This is a genomic window from Dehalococcoidales bacterium, from assembly GCA_041652735.1.
Taxonomy (GTDB): domain Bacteria; phylum Chloroflexota; class Dehalococcoidia; order Dehalococcoidales; family RBG-16-60-22; genus RBG-13-51-18.
Window position 1 is genome coordinate 104,671 of record JBAZGT010000002.1, and the last position, 12,046, is coordinate 116,716.

The window sequence follows — 12,046 nt, forward strand, 5'->3', positions numbered from 1 at the left end:
TGTATGACAGGCGAGGTATTAACTTGGTCAGCGGTCTGATTCAGGAGCAGCTCAAGCGTTTGCCCCACCGCCCCGGCGTTTACCTCATGCGGGACGCCGCCCGGAATATTATCTATGTGGGCAAAGCTATCAACCTGCATCACCGCGTGCGTTCTTATTTCCAGTCCAACCGCAATCATACCCCCAAGATTCAAAGCATGGTAGCACAGATTGCCGATATTGATTTTTACATCGCCAGCTCGGAGAAGGAAGCTCTGATCATGGAGCTTAACTTCATCAAGCAGTACCGGCCGCGCTATAACGTGATGCTCAAGGATGATAAGACCTTCCCTTACCTCAAGATAGATACCCGCGAAAGCTTCCCCCGCGTCTATGTCACCCGCCGCTATGAGAATGACGGGGGGCGTTACTTCGGGCCATTTTCCAATTCCGGCTCGGTCAAAAACACGCTGCGCATCCTCAAGAGAATCTTCCCCCTGCGCTTTTGCGCCAAAGACCTCACCGGCAAAGTATCCCGGCCGTGCCTGGAATACCACCTGGGGCATTGCCTGGCGCCCTGTACCGGCAGCGTTACCCCGGAGGAGTACGGCCAGGTCATCAAAGAGGTTACCCTCTTTCTGGAGGGCAAACGGGACAACGTCATCCGCGTGCTCAAGGAAAAAATGGGACTTTATGCCGATAACATGGATTATGAAAGGGCCGCCCGCATCCGCGACCAGATACAGGCGATGCAGGAGGTAATCGAAGGGGAAAAAGTGGCCGCCGTTATCCGCGGCGAGGAGGACGTCATCGCTTTCGTCCAGGACGGCGACCACGCATACGTGCAGGTGCTGTTCGTGCGGGACAACAAGCTGACCGGGCGGGAAAGCTTTATGATGCAGGGCGCGCGGCAGGAAGAGCCGCAGCAAATCATGACCGGCTTTATCCAGCAGTTTTATTCGTCCAGCCCGCAGATTCCGCCACTGCTGCTGCTCCAGTACGGCGTGGAGGACGGGGAGGTCATCGAGGAATGGCTGAAGGGAAAAAGGGGCGGGGCGGTGCATATCGAAACGCCGCGCCGCGGCCTGAAAAAACAGCTGGTAGATATCGCCGCGGAGAACGCCCGGCAGGGACTGGAACAGCTCAAACTGAAAGAAATCACCGCCGGGAAGTCCCAGGATGCGGCGCTGGCGGAAATAGCGCGCGAACTAAAGCTGAGCGGCCCGCCGCAGCGCCTGGAAGCCTATGATATTTCCAATATCCAGGGTGCTTCCGCCGTGGGCAGCATGGTCGTTTTCGAGAAAGGCAAACCGAAGCCGGCGCATTACCGGCGCTTTAAGATAAAAACGGTGGAGGGCGCGAACGACTATGCTATGCTCCAGGAAGTGCTCCGGCGGCGCTTTAAACACATCGTTAGCGGTACGGCAGAGGATACCTGGGCTATCCGGCCCGACCTCGTCCTGATAGACGGGGGCAAGGGGCAGCTTAACGCCGCCCTGGCGGCTATGTCCGAGACCGGCACGACCGTTCCCGTCATCGGCCTGGCCAAGGAGCATGAAGAGATATTCCTGCCCCGCCGCAAGCTGCCGGTGGTATTGTCCAAATCATCGCCCGGCTTGCAGCTTTTACAGCGGCTCCGTGACGAGGCGCACCGCTTCGCCATAACCTATCATACCAGCCTGCACCGGAAGAAAACGTTTACATCGGTGCTGGACGGCATCCCCGGCGTGGGTCCCCGGCGCAAGAGCGCTTTGCTGCGCCGGTTCGGCACTATCCAGGCCATCCGTGAGGCCTCGGTGGAGGAAATCGTGGCCGCCGCCGGCATGACCCGCGTCCAGGCGGAGAAGGTCAAGGAACATCTTTAGCTAAAACGGCCAAATGTAATAAGGAGTGTACCCGTAGATGAAAACCGCCGTGCAAATAGACTTCGATGGCACCGTCACCGAGGATGATGTTAGCTTTTACCTGCTGGATACCTACGCGGACGGCAGCTGGCGCCAGTACCTGGATGAATACAGCCACGGTGATATCTCCGTGGGCGCTTTCAATAAAGTCGTCTTCGGTATGATCAAGGAAGACGAAAAAACTTTAACGGATTTTGTGCTCGATAGCCCCCGGGTTATAGTCCGACCCGGCTTTAAGGAGCTTATAGATTATTGCGCGGGAAAGAAATACCGAACTATCATCGTCAGCAACGGCCTGAACTTTTACATCGAGGCTATTTTACAGAAGCTCGGCGTTTCCGGACTGGAAATACACGCCGCGGAAAATATTTTTGCTCCGGACGGCATGAAGGTCAGGTATTTAGGCCCGGACGGGAAAGAGGTGGAAGCCGGCTTTAAGGAAGTCTATACGGAGAGACTGGTTAAAGAAGGCTATCAGGTGGTCTATATCGGCAACGGCACCTCGGACATCTACCCGTGCCGTAAAGCCGCGCACGTCTTTGCCACCGCCGACCTTTTGGAAAAGTGCCGGGCGGAATATCTGAAATACTATCCTTTCAATGATTTCTACGAGGTTATCAGGGGACTGAAAAGTCTTGGACTATAGCGACACGATGACCATCCCGATGCAAATCGGAGTCCGGTGAGATGACGTAAGCTGACCTTGACGTAAATAGCGCAGGCAGGGTTCGACTGGATGCCGGTTTTCTCTTGTATGGTATAAAATCACTTGTAACTAATCTTGTTTCAGCGTAATCCCGATGGGGCAGTGGTCGGACCCCATTACCCCCGGCAGGATGAAAGCGTTAGTTAGTGATGGCAGCAGGTTCTCGCTGACAAAAAAGTAGTCGATTCTCCAGCCCACGTTCCGCGCCCGCGCCCCGGATTTCATGTCCCACCAGGTGTACTGCTGCGGCTCTTTATGGAACTGCCGGAAGGTATCCACGTACCCGTGACTGACGAAGGTATCTATCCAGGCCCGCTCTTCCGGCAGGAACCCGGAAACCCTGGCGTTTTCTTTGGGGCGCGCCAGGTCTATTTCTTTATGCGCCGTATTCACGTCACCGCAGATGACCAGCTTTTTTCCGGACGCTTTCAGGGTGTCGGCGCAGGCCAGGAACTTGTCATAAAATGTCATCTTGTAGCCAAGGCGTTCCGGCCCCTGCTTGCCGTTGGGAAAATAGACGTTAAACAGGGTGAAGGCCGGATATTCCGCTATGATCACGCGCCCCTCCATATCCACCCCCCCGTTAAAGTCGTACTTCACACTAAGCGGTTCTTCCCTGGAATAAAGCGCCACGCCGCTGTAGCCCTTCCGCTCCGGGTAGGCCCAGTAGGCGTGGTAGCCCGGCGGTTCGGTAAGGTCGGCGTCCAGCTGGTCCGGCCGGGCTTTGGTCTCCTGGAGGCAGAGCATGTCCGGTGATTCTTTCCCGAGGAACTCACCGAATATCCCCTTGTTTTTCACCGCCCTTATGCCGTTGACGTTCCAGGAAAGCAGCTTTAGTTCTGGTATCATCGGTTCTCCGTTTGCGGGCAAGACATATTATAGATACTATTCAACAGTTACGTGGCTGAGTTCATACTTACCAGGTTTTTTAAAACCGGAATGTTGGTTTCTGTCAGTAATATTTCACAATCGGTTATGGAGTTTTCATCTTCCTGGCGGGTTATCCACCGGAATCTCAAAGGCCAGCGTATCTCTTTATCCCAGAAAACAAGATTGGTGTTTATTCCTTTGGAATACTCCTGGACAATACATTTACGGACTTCATCGCCGATACGTACTACGCCCTCGTATTCAGCCGTTCGTGTAATTTGTTTGGAACTGATAACCAGTTCGCCTATAGGAAACCATACATCATCATTTTCTTCGGAGCGCTCAGTCGGTTTCCCTAAAAAATTCCCCTTGATAATATCGGTCTTTAAAGCCGCTTTCCATTTATTATTCTCCTGGTCTATCGCTGTAACATCGATACGGCACTTAACTGCGCCCAGGCGTGAATTGGCGCCGCTGTATAAAGCGTAAGCGCCGACAAACAACCAGGGAAGCTTTTTGAAATCTTCGGGTTCGATACTGATTGCCGGCGTGACCGTATCCAGGCGTTCTCCGCAAAACCTGCATTTTATTGCTTCCGACCTGATTTCTTCTGCGCAATACGGGCATTTTTTCAAATCAGTCATTTTTCACTCCTTCCATTGTTAATAAATAAGCAATCGAGGAAAGTGATTTTGGTAAATGACTATCATATCCTTAACTATATAAAAAGTCAAATCAAGAGCAATGTTTGATATTGAACGTGTTTTTTTATTATACTTTTAATAGGGCAATAATTGCCACCGGCTGTTTTTCTTTTCTCCCCAAATCATCCCGGCGTATATTTGTCTTATCAGAAAGGTGTTTATCTTGGAAAAAGTCTTTACCAATCTCACCAACGGCGGCCCGGTGCTGGTGCACGTTAAGGACGACAAAATCGTTCGCATCAGCCCTCTGGTTTTAAAAGACAGTGATGCCGCGTCCTGGACCATCGTTGCTTCCGGCCGTAGCTTTTCCCCGCTGCGCAAGGCCTGCGTTTCGCCCTTTACCTCGGTGGAAAAAGCCCGTATCTACTCTGATATCCGCCTCAAATACCCGCTCATCCGGGAAGACTTCGATCCCCAGGGACAGCGCCACCCGGAAAACCGCGGCAAGTCCGGCTATAAACGCATCAGCTGGGACAAAGCGCTGGACATCGTGGCCGGTGAAATGAAGAGAATCCGTGCCGCCTATGGCCCGGAAGCGGTCATGTCCCGCGCCTCCTCCCACCATAACTGGGGAAATGTGGGCTACCGCACCTCCACCTGGGCGCGTTTTTTCAATATGATCGGCTTTACCGATGTGCTGGACAACCCGGATAGCTGGGAAGGCTGGCACTGGGGCGCCACCCATACCTACGGATTTTACTGGCGGCTGGGCATGCCGGAGCAGTATGATCTGCTCGAGGACGCTTTAAAGAACACCGACCTGGTGATTCACTGGGGCAATGACCCGGATTCCACCCGCGGCATCTACGGCGGGCAGGAGTCGGTGATGTGGCGCTACTGGCTGCGGCAGCTTGGCAAGAAGCAGATTTTCATCGACCCCTTTTGCAACTATACCGCCACCATTATCGGCGATAAATGGATCGCGCCCCGCCCCGGCACGGATGCCGCCATGGCGGAGGCTATCGCCCATGTCTGGCTGACGGAAGGCACCTTTGATAAAGAGTACCTGGATTCCCACACCCTCGGTTTCGAGGAGTTTAAAGCTCACATACTCGGTGACGCCCGCACGCCGGAATGGGCGGCGGAGATTTGCGATGTCCCCGCCCATGTTATTAAAGGACTGGCCCGCGAATGGGCTAAAAGCCGCACCATGCTGGCCGGCGGCTCCCGCGGCGGCGAGTCCGGCATCTGCCGCCAGGCTTACGGCACGGAGTGGCCGCGCCTGATGGTGCTGCTCCAGGCCATGCAGGGGTTGGGCAAACCCGGCGTGAATATCTGGGGCACCACTATGGGCCCCCCTTATCCCGCCGACTTTAATTTCCCCGGCTACAGCACCTTCGGGCCTAATTTCCTGAACGGCTTCGCCAAAAAACAGGCGGTCAACCCGGTCAAGCAGCGCGTTTACCGCCTGCTCATGCCGGAGGCTATTCTGAATCCCCCTATAAAATGGCTGGGGGAGACCTTCTGCGGGCAGTCCCTGGAGCAGCAGTTCATCCCCTTTACCTACCCCGCCCCCGGCTATAACGAGGTCAGGATGTTCTACCGCTACGGCGGCTCTTACCTGGGCACCATGACGGATACCAACCGCTACGTGAAAATGTACCAGAGCCCCAAGCTGGAGTTCGTGGTCAACCAGGACTGCTGGTGGTGCACGGAGACCAATATGGCGGACATTATCCTGCCGGCCTGCACCAACTTCGAGCGGCCGGACATCGGCGAGTGGGCCAATACCGGCGGCTACACGCACCACGGCTCCAATGCCTGCAACCACCGCATCGTCGTCTATCAGCAAAAGTGCATCGAGCCGCTTTTCGAGTCCAAGTCCGACTACCAGATATTCGTCGAGCTGGCGGAAAGACTCGGCGTCAGGGACGACTTTACCGAGGGCAATACGGAAGAAGACTGGGTGGAGAAAGTCTACAATTATTCCGACCTTAAAAAATACATCTCCTTCGAAGATTTTAAAAAGAAGGGCTACTTCGTCGTGCCCCTGCCGGAAAGCTATAAAGCTACGCCCGGCCTGCGCTGGTTTTACGAGGGACGTGAATGCGATACCCCGGACCAATTTAACCCCAAGCGCAATACCCCCAAAGGCAAAGAGATGGGGACGTACAGCGGCAAAATAGAGTTCGTCTCGCAAAGCCTGACCAAGCACCTGCCGGATGATGAAGAGCGGCCGCCTTTGCCCCGCTATATCCCCAGCTGGGAAGGCTATAACTCGGCGGAGGTGGAGAAATTCCCCCTCCAGCTTATCACCCCCCACCCCAGGTACACCTTCCACACGCACCACGATGCGAATGCGACGTGGCTGGGGGAGATACCCGGCCATCGAGTCCTGAAAGACGGCTACTACTGGCACCCGGCCCGTCTCAACACGGCGGACGCCGCGGCGCGGGGCATCAAGACCGGGGACATCGTCAAGCTGTTCAACGACCGCGCTGCCGTGCTCTGCATCGCCGAGGTTACGGAGCGCATGCGGCCGGGGGTGGCGCATTCCTACTACGGCTCCGCTAAATACGACCCCCTGGAGCCGGGTAAGGCCGGCAGCATCGATAGGGGAGGCTGCGTGGCACTGCTCACACCTTCCCGCATGTTGTCTAAAAACGCGCCGGGCATGGCGCCCAACTCCTGCCTGATTGAAATTGAAAAGTGGGAGGCATAAACTATAGTTATCTCTCCCCTCCGCGGCAGAGAGTTAGCGTGGGGGGGATATTCTCCGTTCATTATCCCGGGGTAATGCGTCACCCTTTGAAAAAGGCCCGTCCTGAGCGCAGCCTGAAAAAAATCAAAAGGTTATTTGTTCACTCATTCAAACAGGAAGAAAGAGGGGAAAAGATGAAAACAATCATGGAAATCATCAAGGCCAGGAAAAGCATCCGCGCTTACCAGGACAAAGCATTATCCAAAGACACCGTCGCTGCAATTCTGGAGGCCGCCAAACACGCCCCCTCGGCGCGCAACCTCCAGCCGCTGGAATACAAAGTAATCACCGATAAGGCTTTAATAGGGAAACTTTCGGACGGCATCGCCGCCGCCATGCAAAGTGAGGGTATGCCTTTAAAGGGCCCGCCCGGCGCCCGCCCCGGCTTTTTCTATAGCGCCCCGCTCCTCATTATCCTCACCGCCCCTAAAGATAATCCCTTCGCGGTCTCGGACGCCGCGCTGGCGGTGCAGAACATCATGCTCTATGCCGTGTCCATAGACCTGGGTTCCTGCTTTATCGGCATGGCCCGGCTGATTGAGAAGGACAAGAAACTGATGGAGATGCTGCATATCCTGTCCACCCACACCATCGTAGCGGCAGTCATCTGCGGACACCCGGCGGAAGACCCGGCGCCCAAAGAAAAGAAACTGGCCGCCGAGTTCTTCGCCTAGCCGTTAACCGCAACCATCCCGGTGCAAACCGGTATCCAGGTGCTCCGCCTTGTCTTTATCTATGGGTAGGGCAGGGGAGAAGCTTGATGAGTTCTTCCCTCTCCCCAACTATTAACTGTCGACTGTATACTGTCAAACTCTCCCTTTCCCAACTTAACATAAAACATTAAACAACTATTTACCTACAACTCATACGTGGAGAAACAGAGAATATTAAAAAAACAATTGGTGGAAAATGGGGCGGGGGGAAATGGAGCGGAAGACGGGATTCGAACCCGCGACTTCCTCCTTGGCAAGGAGGCATTCTACCACTGAACTACTTCCGCTTAATACGGTTTACGCATTGAATTTTACACGAAAATGGATGGTAAAAGCAAGCTTTATGCCGGACGTAAGCTATATCTTGCTCTGCGCCTGGCTGCCGATGCGCCGCACCGTGGTCCACTTGAGGTTGCGGTGGAAAAGCACATCGAACAGGCTCTTGATTATCACGAAGTCGCATAGCTGTTTGTAGCCGATGACAAAGAACACCGCGTACGGCGTCAGCTTCTGGTCTTCCTCGTCCAGGCTGATGGCCAGTGCCGAAAGCATCAATTGCAGCAGGAAGAAAAACAACAGGGTAAATAGCAGCATCAGGCCGTGCCCGCTGAGCAAAACGGTAACCGCGGCAGCCAGTGAAGCCAGCCCGGCCAGCGGCAGGAAAGTCATGGACACCACCATGTAGGGGAAAGACAGCTTTTGCAGGAAGCCGTACCGGGTATTGAAAGCGGCGTCATGGTGCTTCCAGAGTGCCTGGAAATTGCCGCGGTACCATCTTAGCCGCTGTTTGACGAACTCCCCTATGGTCTGCGGGGCTTCCGTGTAAGAGATAGCGGCGGAACTGGCCTGTACCACCTTGCCCGTCTTAAGGGCTTTCATGGTGATGTCGAAGTCTTCCACCAGGGTATCGGAGTCGTAAAAGCCGGTGCCTTCCATTGCTTCCCGCCGGTAAGCGCCCAGCGCCCCGGGCACGACCGAAACACTCCCAAAAACGTCCAGCGCCCGGCGGTAGAGGTTAATGCCGGTAATGTACTCCAGCGCCTGGCACCGGGTGATGGCGTTGCAGCGGTTGAGCACTTTGATATTGCCGGCCACCGCCGCTACCTCCGGGTTGCTGAAGGGCTGCACCAGCTCTATCAGGGTGTTCTTGCATATCTGGCAGTCCGCGTCAACAATAACGATGATATCCCCCCGGGCGAAGAGCAGACCGTGATTTAAAGCGGTAGCCTTGCCGCCGTTGGGGCGCCGGATAACCTTGACGCCCTTGCTTGCGTAGCTGCGGGCAATCTCCTCCGTCCGGTCTTTGGAGCCGTCGTCGATAATAATGATTTCCTTATCGGGATAGGTGGCTTCCAGCACGGACTCTATCGTCCGGCTGATGACCTTCTCCTCGTTATAGGCGGGAATCATCACCGTCAGCGAGGGATAATATTTGGCCTCTTTGGTCCTATTTATTTCCCGGTGCTTGTGGTACACCGCCAGCGGCAGGGTGATGAAGTTGTAGTACAGCATAAAAGTCAGGCTGACAATCAGCACCCAGCTGTATACGGTCAAATCATGCCAGAAATATAGTGCCGCCCCGAAGACGGCGGGCATGAGAATGAACAAACAGGAAAGACTCACCACCGGAATCCAGAAGGCAGCCCTGCCCGCCTCTTTTTTCCGGGTCCCGGCGGTGGTTATAAAGTGAAGTATAATAAACAGCGCGCTGGCGCCCCCCAGGATGAAAGAAAGATACGTCTGGTGGGAAGGCATTAAAACCAGAAACACGCCGAACAGGCACAGTATCAGGGCCGCGATGATGCCGTTCTTGACCATGTCTACTTTACCAGGGAACCCGCGCCGCTGTTCCTTTTTTCGCCGGTGTTCGCCGCTGGCACGTCATATTTCATGAACTGGCTCAAGAACTGCGCCAGGTCTTTGGCTTCTAAAACTTTTATCCGCTGGTATTCGGCGAAGCGCTTGGCCTCGGCGCTGAGCTCGTGAACGCTGATAATCACCTTGTTGCGTATGCCCGCGTCATAAGCGGCGGTATCGAACCGGATGACCTCGTTGACATCGTTTTCCGGGTGGCTTTCGTTGGCGATAACGGCGGCTGTCAGCCGGTAGTTGGAGATACCATCGTCCTTGCGGGCGTAAAACTCCAGGATGTGCTCCGCCCCGGAACGCCCCGTAAGCTTCACCTTTTCATCTACCTGGTAGCCCTTCTTTTCCAGCAGCCAGCGCAGCCAGCCTTTGGGACCGAGCTTGGCCAGTCCCGGCACGCTGCCCGGTTTCAAAGCCGGGTTTTCCAGCGAATCCGACCCCTTGATGACCACGATTTTCTGGAACAGGAAAGACCGTAGCTCTTCCAGAGAATAGACCCTGATATCCTGTCTCCTGGCGAAGCTGATAGCTTCCGGGGTCAGGCCGGGCACGGCGATGACCATTTTATTTTCGATGCCGGTATCGTATATTTTGCTGTCGAAGGCAAAGAGCATGTCGATGGATACCGCGGTATTTGGCGGGGACGCCGCCAGCGCGCCGATGGCGATATTGTGACGGGTTATCTGGTCGTCCAAGGTGGCCAGGATATCGATGGTATGGGGAGCGCCGGAGCGCCCCTGCACCTGCACCGACTCCTTGACATCGTAGCCCAGCAGGCCAAGGTATTCCATGAGCTGCTTTTTTGGCTCAAGCTCGAATTCTAGCTGCTGCCGGTAGGCTTCGTTCAGGCGGTAGGAGTAGAGCCAGATGTGGCGCAGCTCGTCGAGCGGATAGACTTCACCCGTCTTGAGACAGCGGCACTTGATCGTCGGGGTGGGGAAAATGCCGCGGCAATTATTGCAGATATAGCGCATCCCCGGTTTGCGGTAGTCCGTGCCGATAAGCTTGAGTTCCTTCTTGCACTTGGGGCAGACCTGGCTCAGGCCTTTCATGAACTCTTCTTCCAGGCCGATATAGCCGCAGCTGAAATGCTCGATAAGCTGGCCGCGCGTAAGCTGGGTGGCATCACAGTGCGGGCACCTTTCCTGGGGCACCAGCTTGAAAGAGCCGCCGGCGGTGGCCATGATTTCCTCGAAGTCTTCCTTGAGCAGCAGGCCTTCCTGCGCCAGCGATTCCAGCAGGCGGGTGGTATCTTTGCCGGAGGTGCTCATGGCGGCGTCCGCCTCACGGTAGGCAAAGCCGTCCGGCAGGTCGAAGTTTATTTCCGGGCGCAGCTGTTTTATTTTGCTGCTGAGAAATGCCCCGATTAATCCGGCGGCCTTGGGGTCGTGCCAGACGCGCACGTCCGGTTTGAGGTCGGGCGCAGCCGGAGCTTCCGGGACGGTAGCGCTATCGGGTCTATTATCGGCCGCTTCGTCCGCGGCGTCGCTTTGCCGGGCTAAGGCCAGTTTCAGCCGTGAAACCAGCTCGCGGGGGGATACCGGCTTTTTATAATAGCGGTCAAAGCCGATGTCATGGCTTTTCTCCCACATCTCCCAGGAAGGTTTATTGCCCAGAAGGATAATAATGGCTTTGGACGTACTGCGCAGTTCACGGCAGACGTGATAGATATCGGCGCCGCGCAGGCTTTCATCCACCACGATAATATCCGGGTTGGCCGCAGCCGCCGCGGACAGCTTGTCATCGGCTCTGGTAAGCGCCTGCACGCCGATGCCGGCTTTAGCCAGCTCTTTAAGCTCCTTGTTTTTAAGCACGGGTTTGCCGGACAGCACGAGTACGTTACGCATTTTCACTCACCTTTAACGAATAGAGTCTCATTAAATTGTAGCTGTTGAGCGATTCAGAAAAAATAAACAAAACCGGGGAAATAATAAATAATAAATAAATAACCAACGGAATATAATTAACAAAAGGTGTTGCCGGGGGGAATAAAAATATATCCAGGGTAAATAGGAGGAAATGGAGGTTAAAGGAGACAATAAAAAGTGCCGAGGCCCAGAGTTGAACTGGGGACACCTTGATTTTCAGTCAAGTGCTCTACCAACTGAGCTACCTCGGCAAACAGCTATATTTTACTTTAGATTGGGTACGCAGTCAAGAAAAACGAGCAAGTTACTTAACGCCGGCCCCACATATCCAGCCAGTGCATCGGCAGCAGTTCTTTAAGGGTGATGGTCTTATCCGGGCCGAGGATTATTTTGGTGTCCTCGTTGGCTTTATTGAGCTGGTACAGAAATTCCCGGCAGCGACCGCAAGGCGTGCCCGGCCGGCCTTCCGTATCCACCGCCGCCACCATGACGATTTCCGATTCGTGGTGCTTGAGCATTTCCGCGATGGCCGAGTGCTCCGCGCAAAACCCCAGGGAGGAGGCGGTGTCAATGCAAACGCCGGTATAGACATTGCCGTCTTTGGTCAGCAGAGCCGCTCCCACCGAACCGCTTTCCACCTGCTTGCTGGGCTTGTACACGCCGGTAACGCCATGGGCGGCTTTTATCAAGTCCTGTATCGTGGTCATTAGTCCCTCCCCTATAAAATACTCGGAA

General features: G+C 54.9%; 9 protein-coding genes and 2 tRNA genes. 4 read left to right on the plus strand and 7 right to left on the minus strand.

Features of this window, described 5'->3' with window-relative positions; genetic code table 11:
- Positions 1 to 23: 23 nt before the first annotated feature.
- Positions 24 to 1,844 (plus strand): excinuclease ABC subunit UvrC, encoded by a 1,821-nt coding sequence (gene uvrC, locus WC370_01245; GenBank protein ID MFA5308097.1) that lies wholly within the window; start codon positions 24 to 26, stop codon positions 1,842 to 1,844.
- Between the two features lie 37 nt (positions 1,845 to 1,881).
- Complete coding sequence (locus WC370_01250; GenBank protein ID MFA5308098.1) at positions 1,882 to 2,529, plus strand: HAD-IB family phosphatase; 648 nt, start codon at positions 1,882 to 1,884, stop codon at positions 2,527 to 2,529.
- A gap of 129 nt (positions 2,530 to 2,658) precedes the next feature.
- On the opposite strand, the gene WC370_01255 is transcribed toward WC370_01250, so the two are convergent.
- Complete coding sequence (locus tag WC370_01255) at positions 2,659 to 3,438, minus strand: exodeoxyribonuclease III (protein ID MFA5308099.1); 780 nt, start codon at positions 3,436 to 3,438, stop codon at positions 2,659 to 2,661.
- A 47-nt stretch (positions 3,439 to 3,485) separates the two neighbouring features.
- A complete protein-coding gene (locus WC370_01260; GenBank protein MFA5308100.1) occupies positions 3,486 to 4,103 on the minus strand; it encodes a zinc ribbon domain-containing protein in 618 nt (205 codons plus the stop codon).
- A 223-nt stretch (positions 4,104 to 4,326) separates the two neighbouring features.
- Here WC370_01260 and WC370_01265 point away from each other — a divergent pair, with 223 nt between their 5' ends.
- Together WC370_01265 and WC370_01270 are read left to right on the plus strand one after the other, a co-directional pair.
- Complete coding sequence (locus WC370_01265) at positions 4,327 to 6,825, plus strand: molybdopterin-dependent oxidoreductase (GenBank protein ID MFA5308101.1); 2,499 nt, start codon at positions 4,327 to 4,329, stop codon at positions 6,823 to 6,825.
- A 173-nt stretch (positions 6,826 to 6,998) separates the two neighbouring features.
- Positions 6,999 to 7,538, plus strand: coding sequence for a nitroreductase family protein (locus tag WC370_01270; protein MFA5308102.1), 540 nt, complete (start codon positions 6,999 to 7,001; stop codon positions 7,536 to 7,538).
- Positions 7,539 to 7,789: 251 nt separating this feature from the next.
- Here the strand turns inward: WC370_01270 and WC370_01275 are convergent.
- From WC370_01275 to WC370_01295, 5 genes are all read right to left on the minus strand, one after another.
- A tRNA-Gly gene (locus WC370_01275) sits at positions 7,790 to 7,864 on the minus strand.
- A 70-nt stretch (positions 7,865 to 7,934) separates the two neighbouring features.
- The gene (locus WC370_01280) at positions 7,935 to 9,395 is read right to left on the minus strand and encodes a glycosyltransferase family 2 protein (GenBank protein MFA5308103.1); all 1,461 of its coding nucleotides are present in this window, start codon (positions 9,393 to 9,395) and stop codon (positions 7,935 to 7,937) included.
- Between the two features lie 2 nt (positions 9,396 to 9,397).
- Positions 9,398 to 11,290, minus strand: a complete 1,893-nt coding sequence (locus WC370_01285; GenBank protein MFA5308104.1) for a restriction endonuclease — start codon at positions 11,288 to 11,290, stop codon at positions 9,398 to 9,400.
- A 199-nt stretch (positions 11,291 to 11,489) separates the two neighbouring features.
- Positions 11,490 to 11,562: transfer RNA gene (locus WC370_01290), tRNA-Phe, on the minus strand.
- 57 nt (positions 11,563 to 11,619) lie between these two features.
- The gene (locus WC370_01295) at positions 11,620 to 12,018 is read right to left on the minus strand and encodes a cytidine deaminase (protein MFA5308105.1); all 399 of its coding nucleotides are present in this window, start codon (positions 12,016 to 12,018) and stop codon (positions 11,620 to 11,622) included.
- Between the last annotated feature and the right edge of the window lie 28 nt (positions 12,019 to 12,046).